The organism is Duganella dendranthematis (assembly GCF_012849375.1).
In the GTDB taxonomy this organism is placed as follows: domain Bacteria; phylum Pseudomonadota; class Gammaproteobacteria; order Burkholderiales; family Burkholderiaceae_D; genus Rugamonas; species Rugamonas dendranthematis.
Genome location: NZ_CP051684.1, coordinates 5,840,260 through 5,867,077 on the forward strand (window position 1 = coordinate 5,840,260; position 26,818 = coordinate 5,867,077).

Genomic DNA, 26,818 nt, shown 5'->3' on the forward strand with positions numbered 1-26,818 from the left:
CGCCTACTCCCAGGCGCGCGCCGGCGAACGGTAGCCGGTCCACGCAAAGCCGATGCCGATCGACATGCCGCTGTTACGGCGGAACAAGGGACTCTCACGGTTGGCCGCGTGGGTGTAATTCTCGTAGCGGCCGAAGCCGAACACCCGCCAGTCCGGCGACAGCCGGCGTGACAGGCTGAGACCCAGCCGCGTCATCATCAATCCGCCCTCGGCCCGATAGGCCGGTCGCGTGGCGGTGGCGTATTGCGGCGCCACTTCGTAGAAATACTGATTCAGGCGGGCGTTGCCGATGACCGCCCCGAGGTTGGCGTCGGCTTGCCATTTGCCATCTTCGCCGCCGGTTTCCAGCACCAGGCGCGGCTCCAGCACCAGGCCCTGGCGATGGAATCCGTTGCCCAGTTCGACAGGCGCGCGCAGCGGCACCTCCAGCCGCAGGCGGCTGCGCGCGGTCGGCTCGGCCAGCAGCACTTTGACGCGCGGGCCGAATTCCAGCAGCGAGTTCAAGTCCGGCATGCCGGCGCGGGCCGCCACATCGTCGGAACGCGCCGGCAGCGACAGCGCAAATCCCAGGTCGAACTCGACCCGCTCGGTGTTAATCAGCCGCGCGTTGATGCCGGCGCGGTCGGCGCGCAGCACCTTGCCGCGATAGATCAACAACGGCAGCACCAGTGCCCGCGTGGAGCGGTCCTCCGCTCCGGGATACGCCGGCGTCAACGCCGCGCCGCCGAACACGCCCAGCTCCCACAACGGTAAATCCGGCGCCGCCTGCTGCGCTGCGGCCGGCCCGGCCAGCGCCAACATTACCATCACCCCGCCCACGCCTCGCGCCATTCGTCGCCCCCCCCATATCGTTTCGAGAAATTCTATCACCGTGCCGAACGCCATAAAAAAAACCCCAATAAGCCGTTGCCAGCTTATTGGGGTCAGTTCAGCGTATCAGTCTTACACTGGCACTTGCACGGCGTCTGCCACGCTGCGGAACTCTTCGATCTTGTCGAAGTTCATGTAACGGTAGATATCGTCGGCGTTCTGGTCGATCACGCCGATCTGCGCCATGTACTCTTCCTTGGTTGGAATGCGGCCCAACGCCGAGCACACCGCCGCCAGTTCAGCCGAACCCAGATACACATTGGTTTCGATGCCCAGACGATTCGGGAAGTTACGGGTCGAGGTCGACATCACGGTAGCGCCCTTGCGGATCTGTGCCTGGTTACCCATGCACAGCGAGCAGCCCGGCATTTCCATGCGCGCACCGGTGCGGCCCAGCGTGCCGTAATGGCCTTCGGCGGTCAGCTGTTGCGCGTCCATCTTGGTCGGCGGCGCGATCCACAGGCGCACCGGAATATCCGTTTTGCCTTCCAGGACTTTCGAGGCGGCGCGGAAGTGACCGATGTTGGTCATGCACGAACCCACGAACACGTCGTCGATCTTGGCGCCAGCCACCTCGGCCAGGGTCTTCACATCGTCCGGATCGTTCGGGCAGGCCACGATAGGCTCGTGGATGTCGGCCAGGTCGATCTCGATGACGGCCGCATATTCCGCGTCCGCATCCGGCGCCAGCAGTTGCGGGTCGGCCAGCCATGCTTCCATGGCCTTGATGCGGCGTTCCAGCGTGCGCTTGTCCAGGTAACCGTTGGCGATCATCCACTTCATCAGCGTGATGTTCGAGGTCATGTATTCGATGATCGGCGCTTTGTCCAGATGCACCGTGCAACCGGCGGCGGAGCGCTCGGCCGAGGCGTCGGACAGTTCAAACGCTTGCTCAACCTTCAGGTCCGGCAGGCCTTCGATTTCCAGGATACGGCCGGAGAAGATGTTCTTCTTGCCCTTCTTGTCGACGGTCAGCATGCCGGCGCGGATGGCGTACAGCGGAATCGCGTTGACCAGGTCACGCAGGGTCACGCCCGGCTGCATCTTGCCTTTGAAGCGCACCAGCACCGATTCCGGCATGTCCAGCGGCATTACACCGGTGGCGGCGGCAAACGCCACCAGACCGGAGCCGGCCGGGAACGAAATACCGATCGGGAAACGGGTGTGCGAGTCGCCGCCGGTGCCGACGGTGTCCGGCATCAGCAGGCGGTTCAGCCACGAGTGGATCACGCCATCGCCCGGACGCAGCGCCACGCCGCCACGGTTTTCGATGAAGGTTGGCAGTTCGCGGTGCATCTTGACGTCCACCACTTTTGGATAGGCAGCGGTATGGCAGAACGATTGCATCACCAGGTCGGCCGAGAAGCCCAGGCAAGCCAGGTCTTTCAGCTCGTCGCGGGTCATCGGGCCGGTGGTGTCTTGCGAGCCCACGGTGGTCATCTTCGGTTCGCAGTAGGTGCCCGGACGGATGCCGGTGCCTTCCGGCAGACCGCATGCGCGGCCGACCATTTTCTGCGCCAGCGAGTAACCCTTGCCGGTATCGACCGGGTTTTGCGGCAGGCGGAACAGCGTCGATGCCGGCAGGCCCAGCGATTCGCGGGCTTTGGTGGTCAGGCCACGGCCGATGATCAGCGGAATGCGGCCGCCGGCGCGCACTTCGTCAAACAGCACGTCGGACTTGACCTTGAACTCGGCGATGACTTCACCGTTTTTCAGCGCCTTGCCGTCGTATGGACGCAGTTCGATAACGTCGCCCATTTCCATTTGCGTCACGTCCAGCTCGATTGGCAACGCGCCGGCGTCTTCCATCGTGTTGTAGAAGATCGGGGCGATCTTGGTGCCCAGGCACACGCCGCCGAAACGCTTGTTCGGGATGAATGGAATGTCTTCGCCGGTGAACCACAGCACCGAGTTGGTGGCGGATTTACGCGAGGAACCGGTGCCGACCACGTCGCCGACGTAGGCCACCAGGTGGCCCTTGGCTTTCAGGGCTTCCAGCTGTTTGAGCGGACCGATCTTGCCGGGCTCTTCCGGATTGATGCCCGGACGCGGATTCTTCAGCATCGCCAGCGCGTGCATCGGGATGTCAGGACGGGTGGTGGCGTCCGGCGCCGGCGACAGATCGTCGGTGTTGGTTTCGCCGGTGACCTTGAACACGGTCAGGGTCAGGCTTTGCGGGACTTCCGGACGCGAGGTGAACCACTCGGCGTCGGCCCACGACTGCAGCACGCCCTTGGCGCGTGCGTTGCCCTGGTCGGCCAGTTCCTTGACGTCATGGAAGTAGTCGAACATCAGCAGGGTTTTCTTCAGGCCTTCAGCGGCCACGTCGCCGACCACGTCGTCGCCCAGCAGGTCGATCATCGGCTTGATGTTGAAACCACCCAGCATGGTGCCCAGCAGTTTAGTCGCCAGTTCGCGCGAAATCAGCGGCGAGCTTTCCGTGCCCTTGGCAACGGCAGTCAGGAAGGCCGATTTGACCTTGGCGGCATCATCGACGCCAGCCGGCACGCGGTTGGTGATCAGGTCGACCAGGAACGCTTCTTCGCCGGCAGGCGGCGCGATCAGGAGTTCGACCAGGTCGCTGGTCTGGGCTGCCGACAGCGGCAGCGGAGGAATACCAAGGGAGGCACGTTCGGCAACGTGCTGGCGGTAGGCAGCTAGCATAAGAGTTTCTCGTCAGGTTGATTGCAGGGCAGGCATCGATCAACGGCCCGTTCCGACTGCTATTGTACACCAACAAGTCTTATATAAGACATATAACATGAGACACTTGATGTTTTGGAGCAACTCTTCTGACACTGCGCAATTTTTGTTGTATTTGTTCCCATGTTTCGAGTTGCGTTAGTTACCTCACAGTTGATGAATGGTCATCAATTTATGCTGGTTGTCACCGGATCAGGTCGTCCGGAAACAATCGATACTAAATCGTTAACCTCTCTACGGAATTAAAAAATGAAAATCAAAAATGTGCTGATCGCTTCGATGATTGCTGGTGCCACCCTGATGACGTCGTCGGCCTTCGCCGCGCAAAAAACCGTCAACGTGCCGTTGGTGTCCGATATGGAAGGCGGCTACAACGCCCACTTCGGTAACAACTTCAACAGCGCCGACTTCAATAGCGTGTTCACCGATAAATACATGTTCACGCTGACCGGCGCCTACGATTCGGCGGCCTCGGTGACGTCCAGCTTCCTGAAATCGGGCACCATCAAGGATCTGCTGATCACCAGCTTCAGCATCGTCCAGTACGACCCGCTGACCACCTCGATCCTGCACACCTACGCCGGCACCAACACCACCAACGGCATCACCGACAACTGGGAACTGAGCGCCAGCGGCCTGAGCGCAGGTAGCTACTACGTCGAGGTAGGCGGCAAAGTCATGGGCAACGGTGGTGGCTCCTACGGTTCCGACCTGACCATCTCGCTGGCGCCGGTACCGGAACCAGAGACCTACGCCATGATGGGCCTGGGCCTGGGCCTGATGGGCGTGGTAGCACGTCGCAAGAAAGCCAAAGCAGCGTAAATCTGCCTGCTTCGAAAACAACGCCGTGGCTACGCCCCACGGCGTTTTTTTTCGTCTGAATACTAAACATAAGCAGCAGCGGCGACGATGGTGAAGCGGATGGCGGTGCCGCCGCCCTCCTGCGTTTCCACCGTCAGTTCGCCGCCGAGGTTGGCGATGCGTTCGCGCATGCCGGTGATGCCCCAATGGCCGGGCCGGCCATTCCGGGCCAGGTCCGCGCTCATGCCGATGCCATCGTCGCTGACGACGCCAGTCACGTCGTCGCGCGACAGATCCAGCACAATGGCAATGTGCGAGGCCTGCGCGTGGCGCGCGGCATTGGCGGCCGCTTCGTGCACCACCTGGAAAATTTCGCGCGCCACATTGCCCTTGAGCTTGTCCATGCCGCCGCTGATGGTCACCGACAGCCGCCCAATCAGCGACGGCTCCAGCGCTTCGACAGCATCTTTCAGGCCGGCCAGCATGCTGCCGGCGAACTGCGGCGCGCGCAGCGCCATCACTTCATCGCGGGTCTCTTCGACCAGTTTTTCGGCCTGCTGCAACACGGCGTCAAGCGTGCGCTGCTCCTGGCTGCCGGGCTGCAACCGCATCAGGACGGTATCGCAGCGCAGGATCATGGTGTGCATGCCCTGCAGCAGGTTGTCGTGCAGGGTGCGGGCGATGCGCTGCCGCTCGCCCAAGCGCGTGGCCACCTTATCGGCTTCGCGCGCGGAGACGGCGGCGATGCGCCAACGGTAAGCCAGAACCAGGCACAGCAGCCCGGCGGCGGCGACCAGCAGCCGGAACCACACCGTCTCCCACACCTGCGGCTGGATGGTGAAGGTCACGCTGGCGCCCTCCAGGTTCCACACCCCGTCTTCATTGGCGGCGATGACCCGGAATGTGTAGCGGCCCGGCCCCAGGTTGGTGTAGCGCGCCGAGCGGTCGCCATGCGGCACCTGCCAGCCCTGGTCGACGCCGCCGAGCTGATAGCGGAACGCCACGCGCTCCGGCACCGACAGCGCGGTGGCGACGAAGCGGATATCGACCGCGCTGGTGCCGGGCGCCAGGCTGAGCGCGCTGCCCGGGCCGTATGACACCTCGCCGGCGCGAACCGTGTCGATCAGCACCGACGGCGCCGTCCGGTTGCGGCGGATACTGGCCGGATCGATCCAGCCCACCTGCGACAAGGTGGCATACACCACCCGCCCGTCGCCGGCCAGTGCCAGCGTGGGCAACGGCCGCAGTTGCGCCGGATGTCCATGGATGCCGTCTTCAAAATTGAATAGTTCCCAGTTCACCCGATGGCTGCGGTCCGTCCAGTAAGCCGACAGCTCGCGCTTTTCGACGTGGAAAATGCCGTCCAACCCATGCAGCCACAGATCGCCCGCGCGGTCCGCCACCATGCCGGAGATGCCGAGCAAGGGGTTGTCGCGCGCCGCCCGCAGCGGCCGCAGCTGGGCGCCGTCCAGCCAGGCCACGCCCGCCTCCCCCGCCGCCAGCAAGTGACCGTCCACTTCCAGCATGCTGAACACATTGCCGACATTGACGTCCTTGCCGTCCGATACCGGCCGCACGGTGTTGTCGACTATCTCCGCCAGACGGCCGCCAACCAAGCCGATCCAGGTCCGCCCCGACGGCCCGGTATACAGGAATACCGGCGTAGGGTCGCCGCCGACCACCTCGGTGCTCACGTGCAGCCACTGTTCACCGGCCAGCCGGTACAGCCCCTGGCGTAACACCGAAATCCATACGGTGCCGGCCTTGTCCACGGTCAGGGTTTGCACCTGGCGTCCCGGCGGCGTACCTTCAGGCAAAGGCCAGGTTTTCACGCCGTCGCGCGTCATGTGGGTAATGCCGGATGCCGATCCGGTCCAGACGCTGCCGGCGTTCTCCCGCCACATCGCCATCACGCCAGGCAGTTCGGCGCCGTTCTGGTAGCCGTCGCCGGTCAGGCGCAGCAGGTGTTTTTCGCCGTCGCCGGCGACATAGATATCATCGTCCAGTCCGCGTTGCGCGTAGTAGAACATCCAGTCACGCGGCACGCCGGCCTCGTGGATGCGCTGGGCCCGATAGCGCTCGATGCCGTTCGCGGTCGCCACCCAGAAGTTGTTTTCGCGGTCGACAAAAGTCCGCGTCACCAGACGCCCCAGGCTGCCGCCGGCCTCGAACGACTGCGCCACCGCCAGCTTGCCGTCCTTGTCTTCGCGCAGCAGGCACAAGCCCGCGTCGTCGCCGACCCAGGCCCAGAGCGTGGCGTACGGCCCTTCCCACAGTCCGTGCGATCTTTCTTTTTTTGCGGGAATCGTCAAGAATACCGGCGGCTTGCCGGCTTCCGCCAGCGCTGATTTGAGGCCGATTTCAGCCGAGAGCTTGCCCAGCATCAGGTTGGGAACGGCGCCGTAGGGCACCGCAAACGCCAGCGTAAAATCGGTATCGCCGCGCGCGCGGCTGTAGACATTCCAGTCGACCGTCACCCACAAGGTCTGGTCGCGGTCGATGACCACGGAATTGATAACGCCTTCGGGCAGCGATTTTCCCGGCAAGCGGCGCCATGACTTGCCGTCAAACACCGCCATCGCCCGCTGCGTGCCGACGTACAGCAGGCCGTCCGGCGCCTTGGTGATGACGCGCACGGTACCGGGCGGCAGACCGTCGGCATCGCCGTAGTCCCTGGCGGCGCGGGCGGTCAGAATGGACATGCCGCCGAATTGGTAGCCCACCGCGATGCCGCCGTCGACCGCTTCGACCTCGACGATATTGTTGGAGCGCAGGCGGTGGCCATATACCGTGTCCACTCGCTGGAAGCGCTCGCCGTCATAGCGATACAGGCCATTCCCCGTGGCAAACCAAAGCAGGCCATCGTCGCTTTGTGCAATTTTCCAGACTGCAGTCGGCGCGCCTTCCGCCTGCGTCCAGCTGCGCCGCTGGAAAGTCAAACCGCCTTCCGCCGGAGCGGCTGCCGCAGAGGCCCAGCAAAGCCACGCTGCAAGCAGCAATATCCAGCGACAGACCATTCGATATCCTTGCAGTAACAAAATGGTGGAAGGATACCTGAGGATGACCGTATCGGCGACAGCTACTTGCAGAGAACGATGGCGCCCTAGCGGATCGTTGGCGTCACTCCATCAACGCTTGCGCGGCGGCCACCTGGCCACGGTAGGCGTCGAAGATTTTCTTCAGCGCGTCAGCCATGGTGGTGGTCGGTTTCCAGCCCAGCTCTTCGCAGGTATTGGTGATTTTCGGCACGCGGTTCTGCACGTCCTGGTAGCCGGCGCCGTAGTAGGCGCCCGAGGTGGTTTCGACTATCTGGACCTTGGCCGCGCCTTCGGCGTACTCAGGGTATTGCGGCGCCAGTTCCAGCATCATGCCGGCCAGTTCGCGGATCGAGAAATTGTTGACCGGGTTGCCGATGTTGTAGATCTTGCCGGAGGCGGCGCCGTGCTTGTTCTCGATGATTTTCATCAGCGCGTCGATGCCGTCGTCGATGTCGGTGAAGGCGCGTTTCTGCGCACCGCCGTCCACCAGCGAGATGTTCTCGCCGCGCACGATGTGGCCGAAGAACTGGGTCACCACGCGCGACGAACCTTCTTTCGGCGTGTGGATCGAATCCAGGCCGGCGCCGATCCAGTTGAACGGACGGAACAGGGTGAAGTTCAGGCCTTCCATGCCGTAGCCCCAGATCACGCGGTCCATCAGCTGCTTGGCGTTGGAGTAGATCCAGCGCGGCTTGTTGATCGGGCCGCAGATCAGTTCCGAGTTCTCAGGGTCGAACTCTTCGTCGTGGCACATGCCATACACTTCCGAGGTCGACGGGAACACCAGGTGCTTGCCGTACCTGGCGGCGGAACGCACGATCGGCAGGTTGGCTTCAAAGTCCAGCTCGAACACGCGCAGCGGCGCTTTTACGTAGGTCGAAGGGGTTGCAATCGCCACCAGCGGCAGGATCACGTCGCACTTCTTGACGTGGTACTCGACCCATTCCTTGTTGATGGTGATGTCACCTTCAAAGAAGTGCATGCGCTCGTGCGACAGCAAATCCGTGATGCGGTCGGTATTCATGTCCATGCCGTACACGTGCCAGTCGGTGGTTTCCAGAATGCGCTTCGACAGGTGATGGCCAATAAAACCATTCACGCCCAGGATAAGTATTTTTTTCACAGCTGCACCATCTGGTTGATCTTGAGAGCCGGCGATTGTGCCTGATACTTCATTAACAGCGCATTAAAGGTTATGCTAAGCGCTTCAGTTCAAACGGGGCCGATTCACCATGATGCTGCATATCCCAGAAGTTTTGTCCCGCGACCAGGTTGCCCACATCCGCCGTCGCCTCGACGAAGCCGATTGGGTGGACGGCCGCGCCACCGTCGGCACGCAAGGCGCCAAGGTCAAGCAGAACCGCCAGTTGCCGGAAACCTCGCCGGTGGCGAAAGAACTGGGTCAAATCGTGCTGGATGCGCTGGCCGCCAATCCACTGTTCTTCTCGGCCGCGCTGCCGCTGCTGACCTGCCCGCCGCTGTTCAACAGCTACGCCGGCGGCGAACATTACGGCAATCACATTGATGGCGCCATGCGCCGCATCCCGGCCACTGGCCAATGGCTGCGCACCGACGTCTCCAGCACCTTGTTCCTGTGCGATCCGGAAGAATACGATGGCGGTGAACTGATCGTTGAAGACGCTTACGGCGTGCATGAAGTCAAGCTGCCGGCGGGCGATCTGATTTTGTATCCGTCCACCAGCGTGCACCGCGTTGAACCGGTCACGCGTGGCGCGCGCGTCTGCTCGTTCTTCTGGACCCAGAGCATGGTGCGCGACGATGGCCGCCGCGCATTGCTGCTGGAACTGGACCGTAACATCCAGTCACTGCGCGCGCGACTGGGCGACTGCGATGAAATGGTCGGCCTGACCGGCCACTATCACAACCTGCTGCGCCAGTGGAGCGAAGTCTAATATTTGAGCGGCGACGTAACCACCACGATGCCATTGCCACGCGCACGCTCGATCATCGGCAGGCCGCGCAGCCGCAGCACGCCGTATAGATCCTCGCGCACAATCGCATATTGCGGCACGCCGCGCCCGGCGCTCAACAGCCAGCGCGCGTAGAACTCATCCATCGACGCCACGCCGCGCCAGGACTCCTGCTGCAAGCCAAAATCCAGCTCGCCGCTGTAGGCTACCGGAATCACCGTGTGGCCCATATAGAACGTCATCGACTGCTCGTAAGTGCCGACCGAGTAGACAGGCGTGTCGTATTTCAGCTCGGCGCGGATCGCCAGCGCGGCGTCGCGGCCGGCCTGCTGGCGTCCGTGGGTTTCGTAGGCGGTCATGCTCAGCTGCGTCAGCATCCAGCCGCCCAGCGCTGCCAGCACCACCATTGCGGTGCGCTGCCCGCGCCATTCCGCGATAGAGGCCGCCACGCCGCAAAGGATTGCCGCGCCAAAGGCGCCGCCCAGCAGCGGCAGATTAATGATCGGGAAGAATCGCATGCATACCACGCCGGTAACGCCAACGATCACCAGCAAGGCCGGTGCACTCAAGGCGGCATTGCGCGAGGCCCGGTCCAGATAAACACCGGCCAGCAGCGCCATCGCCGGGAACACCGGCAGCATATAACCCGGCAGCTTGGAGCTGGAGTAGCTGAAGAACACCAGGATGAAGATCGTCCACACCAGCAGCAAACGCGCCGGCTGCAAGCGTCCCTCCACGCGCTTGCGCGCTGCGGCCAGACTGGCAGGCAAGGTCGCCAGCCAGGGCATGGTGGCCGGCAGTAACAGCAGCAGGAAGTAGTACCACGGACCATCGCGATGATGCGTCTTCAGGAAAAACCGGTCCCAATGCTCGTGAATAAAGAAGAACTGAGGCTGCTCGGGATTGCGCGCCGCTACCAGCAGGAACCACGGCAGCGCCAGCAGCAGGAACACCAGTAACCCGGTCACCGGATGCAGGCGGCGCCAGATGCCACGGTCGCCGCTCACCAGCGCGTAAATAAACAGCACGCCGCCCGGCAGCACGATGCCGATCAGCCCCTTGGCCAGCAGCGACAGCGCCATGGCGGCCCAGCACACCAGCATCCAGCGGCGCCGCTTCGCCATATCGGCGTCATCCTGCTGCGCGATCAGCAGCGCGCACAAGGCCAGCGCCATGGTGGCGGCCACCGGCAAATCCAGCGAATTGAATTGCGAAGCCGCCGCCCAAAACAGCATCGAACCCAGTACCAGCGCGGCATACAGGCCGGCGCGGCCGCCAAACACGCGCCGTCCGGTATAGGCCACCATCAGCACGCCGAAAATACCGCAGACGCCATTCCACAAGCGCGCCTGCCAGTCGCCGATGCCGAACAGGGCGAACGACACGGCGCTCATCCAGGTGTGGAGCGGCGGCTTTTCAAAATACTTGATGCCGTTGAGGCGCGTGGTGACCCAGTCGCCGCTCAGCAGCATCTCGCGCGCCATTTCGGCATAGCGACCCTCATCCGGCGGGATCAGCGTGCGCAGGTTCAGCACCAGCAGTGAAAACACGATAAAGACGGCAGCCAGCAGATACTGCGCTGTTTTGGAACGTAAAAAAGCAGGCATGGAGGAGACGAAAGACGAAAATGTGAACGCAGTTTAATGCAACCACTGATAACAGTGTGTTAAAAGCATGCGTCAACGCGTCGCCTTTGTCAGGGAAAAATCACAGTGACGCTCAGCCCTTTGCCGTGTTCGCCGTCGTCGAGGCGAATATCGGCCTGGTGGTGGTTGGCGATGTTGCGCACAATCGACAGGCCCAGCCCGCAGCCCCAGACCTCATTGCCGTCCGGACGGAAGAAGCGGTCGAACAGGCGGGCGCGATGTTCGGGCGCGACGCCGGGGCCGTTGTCGCGCACGCGCAGGAACGGCTTGCCCTGCTCCACCCCGGTCAGCAGGTCGACCCGGCCGCCCCGTTGCGTGTAGCGCAGCGCGTTATCGACCAGGTTATTCAGCAGCACCCGCAAGCCTTCGCGCTCGGCTTGCAGCACCAGCGGCGCGGACTCTTCGACGCCGAGGTCGATATCGCGGCTGTCGGCCAGCGCCGAATGGTCGGCCACCACGCTGGCCAGCAGCGCGCCCACATCCACCGGCTGCAACTGCGCTTCGCCCTGCTCTGACTCGTGCCGGGCCAGGCTAAGTAGTTGCTGCACCAGATGACTGGCGCGATCCAGCCGTTCATGCAGCTTGGCCAGCGCCAGCGCCCGCTCGGCGGCGGTGCCGGCCCGTTCGGCCAGTTGCAGCTGCAATTTGAGGGCGGTCAGCGGCGAGCGCAGTTCGTGGGCGGCGTCGGCGACAAACGTCCGTTGCGCCGCCATCGCCTCCTCGAATTTGCTCATCAGACCGTTCAACGCCACCACCACCGGCCGCAAATCCGGCGCCATGCCTGCTGCGTCGATCGGCCGCAAGGCGGTGGCCGACTGGTCGCCTACCGCCTCCGCCAGCCGGTACAGAGGACGCAGCGCCCGCCCCACCACGGCCAGCACCAGCAGCGCGAAAATCACGGCGATCGCCAGCAGCGGCCGACCGGCACGCCAGGCCATGTGCCGGGCCAGATGGTCGCGCGCCGCTTGCGGCTGCGCCACCTGAACATAGCGTCCGCCAAGTTCTTGCCCGTACAATCGCCATGCGGCGTCGTTCCAGACCACATCCCGGTAGCCCTGCACATCGTAGCGGGGCAGCGGCGCCAGCCCGCCGGCATTGGTCATGTCCACCGCGCCACTGCTGTTCCAGACTTGCAGAACGAACGCTTCCTCCGGATCGTGACTGCCCTCCGGCGCGCCGCCCGGCAAAGCAACCGCCAGTTGCCGAAGTTGTAAGTCAGCCAGTTCATTAGTTTCCGCCAGCAGGGAGCGGTACAAAGCGGTGCCGGCGCCCAGCACGCACGACAGCGTCGTGCACAGCAGGCCGATTAACAGTTGTTGACGGATGGTTTTCATGGCGCGGGCTTGACCTTGTAGCCGACGCCGCGTACGTTCTTGATGAAGTCGGCGCCGAATTTCTTGCGCAGCCGGTGCACGTAGACGTCGACCGTATTGCTCTCGACTTCGGTATTCCAGCCGTACAGTTTGTCTTCCAGCTGGGCTTTGCAGATCACGCTGCCCGGATCGTCCAGCAACACCCGCAGCAGCGCGAATTCGCGCGCCGACAGTTTCACCGGCGCGCCGTCAAACTGCGCCTCGTGGCTGGCCAGGTCCAGCGTCAGCGCGCCGTGCACCACCAGCGAACGGGTGCGGGCGACGCGGCGCCGCAGCAGGGCGCGGATACGGGCCAGCAGTTCGTCCAGGTCAAAGGGCTTGACCAGGTAGTCGTCGGCGCCGCCATCCAGGCCTTCGACCCGCGCCGGCGTGCTGTCGCGCGCGGTGATGATCAGCACCGGCAGGCCGTCGCCGCGCGCGCGCAAGGTGGTCAGCACGTCCATTCCCTGCTTGCGCGGCAGGCCCAGGTCCAGCAGCAGCAAGTCGTAGGGAATGGTGGCCAGCGCGACGTCGGCCGCCTGGCCGTCGCGCACCCAGTCCACCGCGTAGCTCTCGCCCAGCAGACCATCCTTGATACTCTCGCCGATCATCGGATCGTCTTCCACCAACAGCAGCCGCACCGGATTCCCTCCAAAAAACCGACAGTGTACAACCGGCGGCGTCGCCAATCAGTTTACACTGCCGAGGTGTCCCACCGACCAGGAAATCTTTATGCGCCGCTTAGCCGCCCTTGCAGGTATGTTCCTGATACTGATTGCGCGCTGTGCCATGGCGCAGCATGAGCACCATGAAGCACCAGCGTCGCTTGGGACGGTACGCTTCGAAACATCATGTCTTCCTCCGATGCAACCGGAATTCAATCGCGCGGTGGCGCTCATGCACTCGTTCCAGTTTGGCCCGGCGATTGACGGCTTTCGCGTCATCCTCGCCAAGGAGCCTGATTGCACCATCGCTTATTGGGGCATTGCCCTGAGCAGCTGGAGCAATCCATTCGCCAACTTCAAATCGCCTGCCCAGTTGAAGCAGGGCCTACAGGCCGTCGAGTCAGGACGGGCCAAAGCGCCGGCCACGGCGCGCGAGCGGGCCTACCTGGAGGCGGTCGCCCATCTCTATGTCGACAGCGGGCGTATCAGCCAGACGGCGCGCCTGAACGCGTATGAAGCCGCAATGGACAAGCTCAGCGCCGATTACCCGGACGACGTAGAGGCCCGCATCTTCCACGCGCTGGCGCTGGCGGCCGCTGCCGATCCGGCGGACAAGCGCTACGCTAAACAGCTCAAGGCCGGCGCAATGCTGGAAGCGCTGTTCGTGCAATATCCCGACCACCCGGGGCTGGCGCACTACATCATCCATGCCTATGACGAGCCGGAACTGGCCGCGCGCGCTGCGGAAGCCGCGCGCCGTTATGGCGAGATCGCGCCAGCCACGCCGCACGCGCTGCATATGCCGTCGCATACCTTCACGCGCACGGGCGACTGGAAGGCGTCGATTGCGACCAATCAGGGATCGGCGGCGGCGGCCCGCAAAGCCGGTCAGCCGGCGGACGAGCTCCACGCCAGCGATTACATGGTCTATGCCTATCTGCAAACCGCGCAGGACGAAGCCGCCAGAAAGCTGGTGCTGGCGTCTGCCGATACTTTCAAGCATTTCGACCCGGCCAATGCCAGCGGCGCGGCGCCGGCGTCAGCGGCCTTTTTCGCCAATGCCGCCATCCCGGCGCGCTATTGCCTGGAGCGCCATGACTGGGCGGGTGCATTGGCCCTGACGCCACGCACGACGCCATTTCCCTATGCAGACGCGATCACGATTTTTACCCGTGGCCTGGGCGCCGCCCACCTCGGCAATACTGCCATCGCCGAAGCATCAATCGCCGGCCTGGCCGATATCCGCGAACGCCTGCGCGGCGCCAAAGACGGCTACTGGTCCGACCAGGTCGAGATTCAACGACTGGAAGTGGCCGCGCAGCAGGCCCGCACCAACGGCGACAACGCAACGGCCCTCAGCGCCCTGACCCGGGCGGCTGAAATGGAGGACGTCACGGAACTGGCGTCGATCACACCGGGGCCGTTCGTGCCGGCGCGCGAGATGCTGGGTGAACTGTTGCTTGACCTGGCGCGTGCGCAACAGGCGCTTGCACAGTTCAAGGCTACGCTGGTCAAGCATCCCAACCGCTACTGGTCGGTGTACGGCGCGGCGCAGGCGGCAGCGCGGGCCGGCGACTTGCCGACGGCGCGGATGTACTTCCAGCAATTGCTGACCATCGCCGACCGGGCGGATGAGCCCCGTCGCAGCTCGCTACTTGCGGCCAGCGCCGCGCTTCAGACCGGTCGCTAAGCGGGTTGCGGCTGGTCGCGACGGCGCACCTCCATAGAAGGCGCCCGGCCCCGACGCCGCCGCCGGCGAGGATGGCGGCTGGGAACCTAACCCGATCAGAGGTAGGCCAGGCGGGCCGGCACCGCGATCCGCAGCAGGGTTTGGCCCGGCAGCGATTCCAAGCTGTATTTGGCACCGATTTGCGCGGCGCGGCGGCGCATCGCGGCCAGTCCCATGTGGCCTGGCCGGCCACCGGCGGCCAGCACCTCGGCCGGGATGCCGACGCCGTCATCGCCGATTTCCAGCAGCAGTTCCTTGCCGCTGTAAGTGATCCGCACGGCGATGCTGTTCGCCCGCGCATGCCGCACCGCGTTGCGCAACGCTTCGCGGCCGATCACGAACAGCTCGTCCTTGACGACCAGGTGCAGCGCGCGCGAGACGCCTGTTTGCTCGACCCGTATCGGCACGGCCGCCGCTTCGCGCTCGACCAGCTTGTCGAACATGTCAACCAGCTCGTCCTCGCTGCCATGGCGCAGGCTTTGGACCCGGTCGCGTCCTTCCATGATGGCGTCGTTGGCGTTCTGGATCACCTTGACCATGCGGTCGCGCGCTTCCGGCTGGCCGGTCATCTGGTCAGCGGCGTTCTCGGCCGATAGGATCACGCCGTGCATCGACTGCAGCACCGTGTCGTGCAGCTCGACGGCGATGCGCTCGCGCTCGGCGGTCCTGGCTTCCAGACGCGCCGCCAGCTGTCGGGTCAGATAGCGCACGCGGGACCGATACAGCAAGTACAGCAGGCCGGCTAGCGCCACGCCGCAGGCGATGCGGAACCACAGGCTTTGGGTCAGCGTCGGCGCCACCACCACCCGCATGGCGACGTCCTGCGTGCTGGCGACGCCGTCTTCGTTGAGGACGCGCAGATGGAATACATACTCGCCCGCCCCGACGTTGGTGTAGAACGCCGAACGGCGTGCGCCGGCCTGTTGCCAGTGCGGGTCCACCCCCTCGAGCCAATACTCGAAGCGGGCTGCTTCCGGCGCGCGCAACAGCGGCGCCGTGTAGTCGATCCGAAAACGTTCACTGCCGGCCGGCAGCAGCACGGCGCGCGACGCCGGGTAGATTTTGTCGTCCGCCGCCACCGCCACCAGCACCGGCAAAGGCACGGCATAGTTGGGCCGCAACAGCGCGGTATCGACCTGCATGACGCCGCCGGTTCCCAGCAGCCATAAATGGCGGCCGTCGGGGCTCATCAGACTCGGCCAGCGGGTTTCGATGACCGCCCGGCCCGCATAGCCATCCAGCGCGCCCAGCAATTCGTAGCGTACCGGCTGCGTCGGATCGTCAAGGACGCGCTGCCAGTCGGCGGCGCGAACGTGCAGAAGCCCGGCCGAGCCATTGAGCCAGCGATCGCCGTCGGCGGTCTTGGCCAGGCCGGAGACATTGCGCAGCACATCCGGGTTGGCGGCGGTCAGCATGGTCAGCTTGCCGTTCTTGAAGATGCCGGAGCCGCCGGTGCCGCTCAGCAATGGCTCGCCGCTGAGGAACACGCTGGCGGCCATGCCAAGCGCGTGGATGTCATAGGTGGCCAGCTTGTCGTTGTCGTAGAACACCAGCGTACCGTCACCGGTGGCCAGCCACAGTTGGCCCTCTCCCGCCGGGCCGGACTGGAAAATCTTGGCCGGCAGGTTGAACGCCGAGGCTGGCAGCCACTGCCCGTCGCGCCAGCCGATCAGGCCGGTTTCCAGCGTCGCGGTCCACAGCACTTTGCCGTCGTCCAGGATGCCCAGCATGTGGTAATCGCGCGGCCGGCCGTCGGCGCCCGGCGGCAGCGGAATCACTTGCTTGCCGTCGGCGCGCCACACTTCGATGCTGCGCTTGCCGCCAACCAGCACGGCGCCCTTGCGGCCATTGGCCACCAGCGTGACCGGCGCCGGCTGGGCCAGCTGCGGCGCGGCCCCGACACCGAGCCGCCACAGGCTGCCGCTGACGATATCGGCCGCCCATATCTTGCCGCGGCCATCCGTGGCGAGACTGAATTTGACGCCGGCGCCCGGCAAGCCGCTTTGCCGCAGGCGATTGCGGCGAAACCGGTCAATGCCGTTTTCGGTGGCGATCCAGATATTACCTTCGCGGTCCTCCAGAATGGTTTGCGTTTCCCGGCCCGACAGGCGATGCACATCACCGACGCGTTCGACTTTGCCATTGCCATGAGGTCGCACCCGACACGCCAGGGCCGGGCAATTCAGCAGCCACAGCGTGCCTTCGCGATCGAACATGCCGCCGAAGGTGCTCTCGCTGTACGGGTAAGGGTCGGGACGCGAGCCGGTCGGCGCCGACAGCAGCCGCACGTCGTCGGCGCCACGCACCTGCCACACGGCGCCGTCGGGCGCGATCAGCAATTGGCCGCCGCCGTCAGTCATCTTGGCAAAGCGGCCAGTCTTGCGGTCCAGCCGCCAGGCGGCGTGATCACTGCCGGCCCAGAGCCCGCCCTGCGTGTCGAGCAGCATGCTGATGCCACGCGAAGTCCGCCATTCCTCGCCGTCGTCGACCACCTGCCACTTGCCGTCTTTAAAATGCTGGATATTCCCGGCCACGACCCACATGCTGCCATCGCTGTCGATGGCGATCTCGCCGACGCTGTTGCGGATCGGTAGCGGCGCATTGACCGTCTCCACCCTGCCGTCGGGATGCAGCACCGACATGCCTTCCGCGTGGTAGGTGATATACAGATCGCCATTAGGCGCGGCACGCACCAGGTTGATGCGGTCGCGGTTCAGGCCTTGCTGCGGCGGCAATTGATAGCGCTCGAAGCGTACGCCGTCAAACCGGTACAAGCCATCCGCCGTACCTAGCCACAGCCAGCCGTCGCGGGTTTGCGCCATGCTGCCGATGCCGGACGGCGCGCCTTCGGCGCCGGTCCACTGAGTGCGGCTATAGTCCAGCAGCTCGGTGTCGTTGTCGGCGGCTAGCGCATGCAGGCTCACCGCCATGCAGATGGCCGCCAGGGAGCGGCCTACATAGTTGCAGATCATTAAATTCCAGGCGCAGTGTAAAGGGCAGACCAGACCGTCCGGTCCGATGCTTGCTTGAAGATATTGTTGCGACGATAGCAAAGATTGAGAAATTTTCATAGTGCTCTACGTAGCAACCACACTTGGGAATGAGCTGCAGGCGGCCGGCGGCCTGTACGACGCGGTACGCAACACTGCCGGCGTCACCCGCCAGCAAAACGGCGGCGACACCTGGGACCAGCTGGTGATTCGCGGCATCGCCGTGCAAAACCGCATCAATTACCGCCTGAACGGCTCGGTGCCGATGGAGAACAAGGAACGTGCCGAAGCGCTGAAAGGCGCCTCGGCGCTGTACTACGGCTTCACCTCGCCGGCCGGCGTGGTCAACTTCGTCACCAAGCGCGCCGGCCATACGCCGGTCACCAGCGCCGGCCTGACGCTGGATGACCAGGGCACGGCGGTCGCCAACGTCGACGTCGGCCGCCGCTTCGGCGAGCAGAACAAATTCGGCGTGCGCAGCAACGCCGCCGGCGGCGCGCTCGGCACCTTCCTCGACCACGTCGGCAACGGCAACCGCCAGCTCGCCTCGGCGGCGCTGGACTGGCACGTCAACAACCGCCTGCTGCTGAAGGCCGACCTGGGATTTCGATATCACGTCGAGAATCTGGGCGACAAGTAGTACTGGGCAGCGGCCGGCCGCCGTCTGGCCGCCGATGCGCCGCGCACTGTCAAGCTGACCATGAAGGTCGACCTGTAGCCGTTACGACTTGGGAATGCGGTTGACCAGCTCCTCGCCGCGCTCGAACGCGCTGATGCTGTCGATGGTGGTCTGCATAATCTGGCCAATCGCCTCTTCCGTGAAAAACGCCTGGTGGCCGGTCACGATCACATTCGGGAACGACACCAGCCGCTGGATCACGTCGTCGCAAATAATGGTCGACGACAGGTCTTGGAAGAACAGATTGGCTTCCTGTTCGTAGACGTCGATCGCCAGCCCGCCCAACTGGCCAGTCTTCAGCGCCTCGGTGGCAGCCTCGGTATCGACCAGCCCGCCCCGGCTGGTGTTGACCAGGATGCTGCCGCGCTTGGCGCGCGCCAGCGATGCGGCGTTGACGATATGGCGCGTCTCTTCGGTCAGCGGGCAATGCAGCGAGACCACGTCGCTGCCGGCCAGCAGCTCATCCACCGACACGTAGCGGCCACCCAGCGCCTCGAACGCCGCCGACGGATAACGGTCATGACCCAACAAAGTGCAGCCGAAGCCGCTCAGGATGCGCGCAAAGATGGTGCCGATCTTGCCGGTGCCGATCACGCCCACGGTCTTGCCATGCAGGTCGAAACCCATCAGGCCGTCGAGGTCGAAGTTGCCTTCACGCGTGCGCCAGCTGGCGCGGGCGATCTTGCGGTTGACCGCCAGCAGCAGGCCGACGGCAAACTCGGCCACCGAGTAAGGCGAGTAGTCGGTCACCCGCACCACGGCAATGCCGAGACGTTCGGCGGCGGCGGCGTCGATCTGGTTGTAGCCGGTGGAGCGCGTCGCCACCAGCCGCACACCTAGCTGCGACAGAATCGCCAGAACATCGGCGTCGACGTTGTCGTTGACGAACACGCAGACAGCCTCGCAGCCGGCGGCCAGCGGCGCGCTGGCGGCGGTCAGGCGGTCTTCCAGGAAACGCAATTCATGAGCGGCGGCGACGTTGGCCCGCGCCAGCATGGTCTTGTCATATCGGCGTGCACTGAACACTGCTGTTTTCATTTTCCCGGCCTTTCCCAATATTCAATTAAAATCTTAATAATATTGTAGACGAAAGCATTGGCCACATGACTGAAATCAGCGCATTCCTCGCCAGCCAGCCACTGCTGGCCCTCTTCCTCACCATCGCCATCGGTTACTTGCTGGGTGCGGTGAGCGTCAAAGGCTTGTCGCTGGGATCGGGCGCGGTGCTGTTTGTCGGCCTGGCGGTCGGCGCGGCGTCGCCCAAACTGATGCTGCCCGGCCTGATTGGCAACCTGGGGCTGCTGCTGTTCCTGTACGGGGTCGGCATCGCCTACGGTGCGCAGTTCTTTCGCGGCCTGACCACGGCCGAAGGCATGAAAGCCAACCTGGCGGCGCTGATCGCGGTCGGCGCGGCGCTGGGGCTGACGCTGGCGGCGGCGCACTGGCTGCCCGGCATCGATCTGCCGCATGCGCTCGGCGCTTTCGCCGGCGCCGGCACCAGCACGGCCGCGCTGCAAGCGGCGCTAGCGGTGTTCGGCACGGCGCCGGCCACTGGCTATTCGATGGCCTACCCAATCGGCGTGGCGGTGCCGATCCTGCTGCTGGGTCTGTACAACGCGTGGCGCAAGCCGCGCCTGTCCACCGTCACGCCGGCCGCCTTGCACGTGGAGGAAATCGAAGTCACCGAGTTTTACGTGATCGGCATGACGCTGGCCGCCGCGGCGCGCAGCTTGCCGCCCGGGATTTCCATCGTCGCCATCCGGCGCGGCCATCACAACCTGGTGGCGGAAGACAGCATGTGCCTGGAGCGCGACGACGTGCTGCTGGTGGCCGGCAACGACAGCGCGCTGCTGCATGATGTGGCGACGCGCTTCGGCCCGGCGCATCCCGGCCGCATGGTGCATGACCGCAAGGATCTCGACTACGAACGCTTCTTCATTTCCAGCCCCGCCGTCGCCGGACTACAACTGGGACAATTACACATTCCCAAGGAATTGCAGGCACGCATCCTGCACCTGCGGCGCGCCGACGCCGACCTGCAGCTGACGCCGCAGCGCACGCTGGAGTTCGGCGACCGCATCGGCGTGCTTGCGCCGCGCGCCAGCTTCCCGGCGCTGCGCAAGCTGTTTGGCGATTCGGTGCGCGGCACTGGCGAAATCAGCTACCTCAGCATTGGCGTCGGCGTCACGCTGGGGCTTGCATTTGGCGCCATCCACTGGCCGCTGCCGCTGCTGGGCCATTTGTCGCTGGGATTCGCCGGCCTGTTGCTGGTGGCGCTACTGCTGGGCCGCCAACGCCGCACCGGCATGTTCCAGTGGGCGATGCCGATCTCGGCCAATCTGGTATTGCGCAACTTCGGCCTGACCTTGTTTCTGGCGGTGGTCGGCATTTCGTCCGGCGCCACTTTTGCCGCCACCTTTGCGGAAAGCGGCATGCTGTATCTGCTGCTGGGCAGCGCCATCGTTTCGGTGATGGTGATCGTCACCATGCTGGTGGCGCTGGCGGTATTCCGCCTGCCGTTCGACAGCGTGGCCGGGATTGTGGCCGGCGCCACCGGCAATCCAGCCATCCTGGCGTTCGCCAACCGCATCGCCCCCACCGACCGGCCGGACGTCGGCTACGCCATGATCTTCCCGTCGATGACGGTGCTGAAGATTTTACTGGTTCAACTGGTAGGCATCCTGGCGAAGTAGCGCGCGCTGGCTGCCGCGCAGCAGGTACACGCCGTACAGGCACAGCGGCAGCACGGCCAGCAGCGCCGCGTAGGGCAATATCGACGCCTCGTCGCCTGCCGTGGCGCCCTGTATCGACGACACCAGCGCAAAATCCCACACGCCGTGCACCACCATCATCGGCCACACTGAACGGGTGCGCAGGCGTATCGCCGCATATACGATCCCTTGCAGGAAGGCCGCCGTGGCCTGCCACAACGCGCCGCCCAGGTCGCCCGTCGCCAGGCCATTGGCCGTATGCACCACGCCGAACAGCGCCGACGACAGCAGCACAGCAGGCCAGATGGCATAACGGTCAAGCAAGCCTTGCAGCAGGATGGCGCGGAACATCAATTCTTCCGACAGCGCCACCAGCGCCGCATTGCCGGCCACCAGTAGCAAGGCCTTGGGCGCCGGCCAGCCGCCGGCCCACGCCACCAGCAGCATCAGCATCGAATACAGCAATGGCGGCGAAACCAGCCACCACGAACGTGACGGAGACGGCGCATGCAGGCCGCTAGTGCGCCGTTCATTGCCGGCCAGCGAAACCAGCAAGGCAAACAGCGCCGCTAGCAGCCAGGACAGGCCGATGCCGCCGGCTTGCAGCCGAACCAAGCCTAGCGTCAAGCCCAGCCAGACCGCCAGCACGATCAGCGCCAGCGGCAAGGTGATATGGATTTTTTTCATCGGTTTACCAGTAACCCAGCAGTTTCCACCAGGCACCGCCGACCACGGCAAACACCAGCAATTCCAGCACGCACATGACAAAGCCGACGCGCCACCAGTTACCCATGGTGACGTAGCCGCTGCCGAAGATAATCGGCGAGGTGCCGGTGGCGTAATGCGTCAGCGTCATCATGATGGCCGAGCCGGCCGTCATCAGCAGCAGGAACGGCACCAGGTATTGCGGCGGCAGCAGCTGCGCGCCGACTGACAGGAAGGCGAACAGCATGGCGCTGATGTGGGCGGTGGTGCTGGCAAACAGGTAGTGCGAGAAGACGAAGGCGAGCAGCAGCACGGTAGCGACCGGGAACCAGCCCATGCCGCTGGCGACGATGGCATCCTTCATCGCCAGCGCGGCCCAGCCGATCACGCCCAGCTTGTTCAACTGCTCGGCCAGCATGACCAGCGCACCGAACCAGATCAGCGTATCCCAGGCGCTTTTCTCGGACAGCACATCGTCCCAGTCCAGCGTGCCAGTGATAATCAGCACAAACAGTCCAAGGAAGGCGACCACGGTCGGGTCCAGCGTCCACGCCGGGCCGAAGATCATGGCCGGCACATTGGCCCACAGCACCAACAGCAGGCCGAAGGTGCCGAGCATGACTTTCTCTTTCGGCGCCAGCGGCCCCATGCGATCGAGTTCGCCGCGCGCGTATTGCACCGCGTCCGGCGTCGCTTTCAGTTGCGGCGGCGACAGCAGATAAATCACCAGCGGCATCAGCAGCAGGCAGACCAGCCCCGGCAGCAGCATGCACAGGGCCCAGGTGGTCCAGCTCAGGTGAAAGCTCTGGTTGCTGGCCTTGGCGACGAAGTCCACCACCAGCGGATTCGGCGCGGTGGCGGTGAGGAACATGGCGGAGGTAATCGGATTGGCGTGGTAATTGACCAGCGCCAGATAGGTGCCGACCTTGCCTTCCGTCCCCTTGGCGGGATCGGAATCGAAGGCATTGGCGATCGATTTCATGATCGGGTGGACGATGCCGCCGCCGCGCGCGGTATTACTCGGCGTGAACGGCGCGAGCACCAGTTCGCACACCGTCAGGCCGTAACCGATGCCGATGGTGCGCTTGCCCAGCATGGCGATGAAGATCAGGCCGATGCGGCTGCCGAGCCCGGTTTTCTTGAGGCCGCGCGAGATCAACACGGCGACCACGATCAGCCAGATCAGCGGGCTGGCGAAGCTGCTCAGCGCATCGGTAATTGCGCCCTTGGATGAGTTGGAGGTGACTTGCGACAGCGCGACGATAACGATCGCCATCAGCGCCATCACGCCAATCGGCATGACCTTGAGGATGATGGCCACAATCGTGGTGAGGAAAATCGCCACCAGCGCCCAGGCCTTGGGATCGAGGCCGGCGGGACAAGGCAGCGCCAGCAGCACAAACAGGACGGCGGTGGCAATCAGCGCCGGCACCAGACGAAACGGCACAGCGCTATTGAAGTAGCGGAACATGGCGGACAGCTTGGACAGCATGGACAACCTTTCACTCACAAGATGATCAAATCATACAGGAGTGAAATGTTTAATAGGCAATAGTTACGCCGCTACTTGATCCAGGCGCTTGATTTTAGCGCTGCAGCGCCTGCCCGATCCAGCTATCGAATAGCTGCTGGTGGAATTTGATCCAGCCATCGGTATGGCGGGCGATATCGGCCTGCGAGTTTTCGCCGTCGCGCATGCGCTGGTTTTGCGCATTGATGTCGGCAATCGGCAGTCGCATCACTTCAAACAGCTTGATGGCCGCCGGATTCTGCTCGGCCCATGCGCGGTTGACAACGATGCGCGTGGTGTTGACGGCGAAACCATAGTCGCTGCCGTCATCCATCCGCGTGCTGGTGTGCTGCGGATTGGACGAGAACGGCGCTTGCAGCCAGACCACGTCCTTGCCCGGCACCAGCACCCCGCTTACCCAGTATGGCGTCCACGTGTAGTACAGGATCGGTTCGCCACGCTGGTGGCGGCCGATGGTGTCGGCCATCAGCGCGGCGTAGCTGCCCTGCACGTGCTTGACCGTGGCGCGCAACTGGTAGGCGTCCAGATGGTTTTCGATCATCGCCTCGCAGCCCCAGCCGGGATTGCAGCCGGTCAGGTCGGCCTTGCCGTCGCCGTCGTGGTCGAACAGCTTGGCCAGGCCCGGATCGCGCAACTGCTCGATATTGGTGATGTTGTACTTGTCGGCCGTGGCTTTGTCTATCATATAGCCTTGCGCGGCCGGACCGGCATACTGACCGGTGCGCAACAGCTTGGCGTCGCCGCCGGCGTTGTTGTAATAGTCCTGATGCAAAGGGTCCCAGTGCACCGCAAGGAAGGTGGCGTCGCCATTGGCGATGGCGATATGCGCGGCCGGATAGTCGACTTCCTTGATCGCCTGTGGCTCGTAGCCCAGTTTTTCCAGCGCGCGGTCGACCAGCATGGTCTGGAAGGTTTCTTCGGCGATCGCGCTTTGCAGCGCTTGCACCTTGATGCCCTTGCCAGGCAGGCTGTCGTCCGGCGTTTGCGCCATGGCCAGGCTGGTGGTCAGCACCAGCACGCACAGCGCCAGCATCGACAGCCATTGGAACTGGCCACGTACCGGGCCGTTGCGCACCAGGCGCAGGATCAGGCCGGCCGGGCCGGTCTGATACCAGTGACGCACGCCGCGGCGCGGTTGCCCCATTGCTTGCGTCAGCCGGTCGAGCGTAATGGCCAGCAGCACGATGCCCAGTCCGCCGACGGTGGCCAGGCCCATGTCCAGCCGGCCGATACCGCGCAACACCATCTGGCCCAGGCCGCCTACCGCGATCATGGAAGCGATCACCACCATCGACAGCGACAGCATCAGCGACTGGTTGATGCCGGCCATAATCGACGGCATCGCCAACGGAAACTGCACGTGGGTCAGCAGCTGCCACGGCGACGCACCGTAGGCGCGCGCCGCTTCGATCAGGTCGGGACGCACCTGGCGTATGCCAAGACTGGTCAGACGCACCAGCGGCGCCAGCGCAAAGATGATGGTCACGATCACGCCCGGCGCATTGCCGATGCCAAACAACATGACCACCGGCACCAGGTACACAAAGGCCGGCGTGGTCTGCATGGCGTCCAAGAGCGGCCGCAGGATATTCTGCGCGCGGTCGCTGCTGGCCAGAAAGATCCCTAGCGGCAGGCCGATCAGCAAACAGAACGCTAGCGAGGTCAGCACCAGCGACAAGGTGATCATGGCTTCCGGCCACACGCCCAGCATGGACACCACCAGCAGCGCCAGCACAGTACCGACCGCCAGCGCGCGGCTGGTGAACTGCCAGGCCAGCAAGCCGATAATGGCGATCACCACCAGCGACGGCGCCGCCAGCAGCAAGGCGCCGACGCCGTTCAGCGTCGCGTCGATCGGTGCCCGCACGGTCTGGAAGAAGGGACGGCAATGCGCCACGACCCAGCCCAGGCCTTGATTGATCCAGGATTCCAGCGGCAGCGCGCCGTCAAAAATTTGTGTCAGGTGCAAGCCGCCGGCGTGCTCGGGGGCGACGGCCGGTTTGGCGGCGTCGAGCCAGGCAGTGTCAGCCGGTGGGGTCGGTAGCCATGGGTTGACCTGAGCGGCGTGTTCCACAACAGGTTCTACAGCGTTAACGGTGCTTGAATTCATGCGAGTCCTTTCTGTGTTTGTGGCTCGGCAATGGCGGGCGTATCGCGGTCGAGGAATTTCAGCAAGGTGGTCCTGCTGATGGCGCCGTGGAAGCTGCCATCATCGGCCACCACCGGAACGGCGTAAGGCAACTGCGCCACCTGGCCGAACAGGCCGGCGACGGGATCGTTGGCATTGATCGACTGCACTTCCGGCAGATACGCATGGGCCAGGCCCAGCGGACCGGTATGGCCATCGAGCGCATCGCGCAGCGAATCGGCCGACACCAGGCCGAGGAATTTACGCTTGGGATCGACCACATAGGCGTAGCTGCGGTCCTGCTCTTCCAGCATCGACAAGGCCGCCCGCGCACCGCGCGTTGGCGACTCCGACACCACGATCTGGCTCTTGCGGGCAATGTCGCTGGCCTTGAAGACAGCGGCGGCATCGACTCCACGCACAAAGCTGCGCACGTAATCGTTGGCCGGCTTGCGCAGGATTTCTTCCGGCGTGCCCACTTGCACCACGTGACCGTCCTTCATGATGGCGACACGGTCGCCGATGCGCATTGCTTCATCAAGGTCGTGCGAAATGAAGACGATGGTGCGGCGTTTGATCTGTTGCAGGCGCAGCAGTTCCGATTGCATCTCGGTGCGCATGATCGGGTCCAGCGCGGAGAAAGCCTCATCCATCAGCAGAATCGATGGATCGCACGCCAGCGCGCGCGCCAGGCCCACGCGTTGCTGCATGCCGCCAGATAATTCATCGGGATAGCTGCCGGCATAGCCGGCCAGGCCAACCTGCTCCAGCGCCTGCCGCGCCAGCGCGTGGCGCTCGGCTTTCGGCATGCCGGCCAGCTCCATGCCGAAGGCGGTGTTGTCGAGCACGGTAATTTGCGGCAGCAGCGCGAACGACTGGAACACCATGCTGATGTCCTTGCGGCGCAAGGCGCGCAGCTGCGCGTCCGGCAGCGTGTTGATGTCGTTGCCGTCGATCAGGATGCGGCCGGCGGTCGGCTCGATCAGACGGTTGAGCATGCGCACCAGGGTCGACTTGCCCGAACCGGACAGGCCCATGATGACGAAGATCTCGCCGGCTTCAATGGTAAAGGTGGCGTCGAACACGCCGATGGTGCATTCTGTCTGGGCCAGAATGTCTTGTTTGCTGGCGCCTTTGCGGACCAGCGCCAGTGCCTGTTCCGGCTGGTCGCCGAATACTTTAAAGACCTGGTCAATAATGATTTGTTTAGCCACGATGTGGTTCTCCTTCGTTTTGGCGAATGGAATGAAACCTCGCTGGCCGTAAGCCTGCGATGGGAATCAGCGGGATAAAGGACAAGGGTGACCGGAGCGGAGCCGGTATGCCGGAATGTCAAATG

The 26,818-nt window shown here is 64.1% G+C and carries 17 protein-coding genes and 2 pseudogenes; 5 read left to right on the forward strand and 14 right to left on the reverse strand.

All coding sequences use genetic code 11. From position 1 onward, the window contains the following. Nucleotides 1-3: 3 nt before the first annotated feature. Both HH213_RS26715 and HH213_RS26720 read right to left on the reverse strand, forming a co-directional pair. The gene (locus tag HH213_RS26715) at nt 4-807 is read right to left on the reverse strand and encodes a MipA/OmpV family protein (RefSeq protein WP_229263494.1); all 804 of its coding nucleotides are present in this window, start codon (nt 805-807) and stop codon (nt 4-6) included. A 135-nt stretch (nt 808-942) separates the two neighbouring features. After that, on the reverse strand, nt 943-3,534 hold the full coding sequence (locus tag HH213_RS26720) for a bifunctional aconitate hydratase 2/2-methylisocitrate dehydratase (RefSeq protein WP_169114286.1): 2,592 nt from the start codon (nt 3,532-3,534) through the stop codon (nt 943-945). A 288-nt stretch (nt 3,535-3,822) separates the two neighbouring features. On the opposite strand from HH213_RS26720, the gene HH213_RS26725 reads away from it, so the two are divergent. Beyond that, nucleotides 3,823-4,395, forward strand: coding sequence for an FxDxF family PEP-CTERM protein (locus HH213_RS26725; protein WP_169114287.1), 573 nt, complete (start codon nt 3,823-3,825; stop codon nt 4,393-4,395). A gap of 62 nt (nt 4,396-4,457) precedes the next feature. Here HH213_RS26725 and HH213_RS26730 read toward each other — a convergent pair whose 3' ends face one another. Together HH213_RS26730 and HH213_RS26735 are read right to left on the reverse strand one after the other, a co-directional pair. Next, nucleotides 4,458-7,313: a sensor histidine kinase gene (locus HH213_RS26730; RefSeq protein WP_169114288.1), complete on the reverse strand. Its 2,856-nt coding sequence runs from the start codon at nt 7,311-7,313 to the stop codon at nt 4,458-4,460. A gap of 181 nt (nt 7,314-7,494) precedes the next feature. After that, nucleotides 7,495-8,535, reverse strand: a complete 1,041-nt coding sequence (locus HH213_RS26735) for a bifunctional UDP-4-keto-pentose/UDP-xylose synthase (RefSeq protein WP_169114289.1) — start codon at nt 8,533-8,535, stop codon at nt 7,495-7,497. A gap of 109 nt (nt 8,536-8,644) precedes the next feature. On the opposite strand from HH213_RS26735, the gene HH213_RS26740 reads away from it, so the two are divergent. After that, complete coding sequence (locus HH213_RS26740) at nt 8,645-9,325, forward strand: Fe2+-dependent dioxygenase (protein ID WP_169114290.1); 681 nt, start codon at nt 8,645-8,647, stop codon at nt 9,323-9,325. On the opposite strand, the gene HH213_RS26745 is transcribed toward HH213_RS26740, so the two are convergent. The 3 genes from HH213_RS26745 to HH213_RS26755 all read right to left on the reverse strand — a co-directional run bounded on the left by HH213_RS26745 (nt 9,322) and on the right by HH213_RS26755 (nt 12,982). Beyond that, nucleotides 9,322-10,950, reverse strand: a complete 1,629-nt coding sequence (locus HH213_RS26745; protein ID WP_169114291.1) for a glycosyltransferase family 39 protein — start codon at nt 10,948-10,950, stop codon at nt 9,322-9,324. The genes HH213_RS26740 and HH213_RS26745 overlap by 4 nt on opposite strands. A gap of 89 nt (nt 10,951-11,039) precedes the next feature. Further along, entirely contained in the window at nt 11,040-12,323 is a 1,284-nt protein-coding gene (locus HH213_RS26750; protein WP_169114292.1) for an ATP-binding protein, read from the reverse strand. After that, nucleotides 12,320-12,982, reverse strand: coding sequence for a response regulator transcription factor (locus tag HH213_RS26755; protein WP_169114293.1), 663 nt, complete (start codon nt 12,980-12,982; stop codon nt 12,320-12,322). The genes HH213_RS26750 and HH213_RS26755 overlap by 4 nt, the downstream gene beginning before the upstream one ends. A 91-nt stretch (nt 12,983-13,073) precedes the next feature. Between HH213_RS26755 and HH213_RS26760 the strand changes: the two genes are divergently transcribed. After that, on the forward strand, nt 13,074-14,696 hold the full coding sequence (locus tag HH213_RS26760) for a hypothetical protein (RefSeq protein ID WP_169114294.1): 1,623 nt from the start codon (nt 13,074-13,076) through the stop codon (nt 14,694-14,696). 95 nt (nt 14,697-14,791) lie between these two features. Here HH213_RS26760 and HH213_RS26765 read toward each other — a convergent pair whose 3' ends face one another. Further along, a complete protein-coding gene (locus HH213_RS26765) occupies nt 14,792-17,707 on the reverse strand; it encodes a sensor histidine kinase (RefSeq protein ID WP_169114295.1) in 2,916 nt (971 codons plus the stop codon). Between the two features lie 130 nt (nt 17,708-17,837). Between HH213_RS26765 and HH213_RS26770 the strand changes: the two are divergent. After that, nucleotides 17,838-18,344: pseudogene (locus HH213_RS26770) on the forward strand (TonB-dependent receptor plug domain-containing protein); the annotation flags it as partial. Between the two features lie 102 nt (nt 18,345-18,446). Here HH213_RS26770 and HH213_RS26775 read toward each other — a convergent pair. Further along, a complete protein-coding gene (locus tag HH213_RS26775) occupies nt 18,447-19,442 on the reverse strand; it encodes a 2-hydroxyacid dehydrogenase (protein ID WP_169114296.1) in 996 nt (331 codons plus the stop codon). Between the two features lie 65 nt (nt 19,443-19,507). Here HH213_RS26775 and HH213_RS26780 point away from each other — a divergent pair, with 65 nt between their 5' ends. After that, nucleotides 19,508-21,097: an aspartate:alanine exchanger family transporter gene (locus tag HH213_RS26780; RefSeq protein ID WP_169114297.1), complete on the forward strand. Its 1,590-nt coding sequence runs from the start codon at nt 19,508-19,510 to the stop codon at nt 21,095-21,097. Here the strand turns inward: HH213_RS26780 and HH213_RS26785 are convergent. The 5 genes and pseudogenes from HH213_RS26785 to proV form a co-directional block, all read right to left on the reverse strand. Continuing rightward, the gene (locus HH213_RS26785) at nt 21,062-21,802 is read right to left on the reverse strand and encodes a CPBP family intramembrane glutamic endopeptidase (RefSeq protein ID WP_110850109.1); all 741 of its coding nucleotides are present in this window, start codon (nt 21,800-21,802) and stop codon (nt 21,062-21,064) included. The two genes, HH213_RS26780 and HH213_RS26785, sit on opposite strands and share 36 nt — an antisense overlap. Nucleotides 21,803-21,806: 4 nt before the next feature. Further along, nucleotides 21,807-23,312 carry a DASS family sodium-coupled anion symporter gene (locus HH213_RS26790; protein ID WP_110850108.1) on the reverse strand — a complete coding sequence of 502 codons (1,506 nt, stop codon included), beginning with the start codon at nt 23,310-23,312 and terminating at the stop codon, nt 21,807-21,809. Nucleotides 23,313-23,406: 94 nt separating this feature from the next. After that, the gene (gene proX / locus HH213_RS26795) at nt 23,407-24,384 is read right to left on the reverse strand and encodes a glycine betaine/L-proline ABC transporter substrate-binding protein ProX (RefSeq protein WP_169115442.1); all 978 of its coding nucleotides are present in this window, start codon (nt 24,382-24,384) and stop codon (nt 23,407-23,409) included. A 36-nt stretch (nt 24,385-24,420) separates the two neighbouring features. Then, nucleotides 24,421-25,461: pseudogene (gene proW / locus HH213_RS26800) on the reverse strand (glycine betaine/L-proline ABC transporter permease ProW); the annotation flags it as partial. Continuing rightward, nucleotides 25,458-26,693 (reverse strand): glycine betaine/L-proline ABC transporter ATP-binding protein ProV, encoded by a 1,236-nt coding sequence (gene proV, locus HH213_RS26805; RefSeq protein ID WP_169114298.1) that lies wholly within the window; start codon nt 26,691-26,693, stop codon nt 25,458-25,460. The pseudogene proW and the gene proV, both read right to left, overlap by 4 nt. Nucleotides 26,694-26,818: the final 125 nt, after the last annotated feature.

Excerpts from the sequence above, each read along its gene's own strand:
- HH213_RS26785 (WP_110850109.1), bottom strand. The coding sequence starts at position 21,802 with ATGAAAAAAATCCATATCACCTTGCCGCTGGCGCTGATCGTGCTGGCG.
- HH213_RS26760 (WP_169114294.1), top strand. The coding sequence starts at position 13,074 with ATGCGCCGCTTAGCCGCCCTTGCAGGTATGTTCCTGATACTGATTGCG.
- HH213_RS26715 (WP_229263494.1), bottom strand. The coding sequence starts at position 807 with ATGGTAATGTTGGCGCTGGCCGGGCCGGCCGCAGCGCAGCAGGCGGCG.
- HH213_RS26725 (WP_169114287.1), top strand. The coding sequence starts at position 3,823 with ATGAAAATCAAAAATGTGCTGATCGCTTCGATGATTGCTGGTGCCACC.
- HH213_RS26775 (WP_169114296.1), bottom strand. The coding sequence starts at position 19,442 with ATGAAAACAGCAGTGTTCAGTGCACGCCGATATGACAAGACCATGCTG.
- HH213_RS26750 (WP_169114292.1), bottom strand. The coding sequence starts at position 12,323 with ATGAAAACCATCCGTCAACAACTGTTAATCGGCCTGCTGTGCACGACG.
- HH213_RS26790 (WP_110850108.1), bottom strand. The coding sequence starts at position 23,312 with ATGCTGTCCAAGCTGTCCGCCATGTTCCGCTACTTCAATAGCGCTGTG.
- proX (WP_169115442.1), bottom strand. The coding sequence starts at position 24,384 with ATGCTGGCGCTGTGCGTGCTGGTGCTGACCACCAGCCTGGCCATGGCG.
- HH213_RS26745 (WP_169114291.1), bottom strand. The coding sequence starts at position 10,950 with ATGCCTGCTTTTTTACGTTCCAAAACAGCGCAGTATCTGCTGGCTGCC.
- HH213_RS26720 (WP_169114286.1), bottom strand. The coding sequence starts at position 3,534 with ATGCTAGCTGCCTACCGCCAGCACGTTGCCGAACGTGCCTCCCTTGGT.
- HH213_RS26740 (WP_169114290.1), top strand. The coding sequence starts at position 8,645 with ATGATGCTGCATATCCCAGAAGTTTTGTCCCGCGACCAGGTTGCCCAC.
- HH213_RS26780 (WP_169114297.1), top strand. The coding sequence starts at position 19,508 with ATGACTGAAATCAGCGCATTCCTCGCCAGCCAGCCACTGCTGGCCCTC.
- HH213_RS26765 (WP_169114295.1), bottom strand. The coding sequence starts at position 17,707 with ATGATCTGCAACTATGTAGGCCGCTCCCTGGCGGCCATCTGCATGGCG.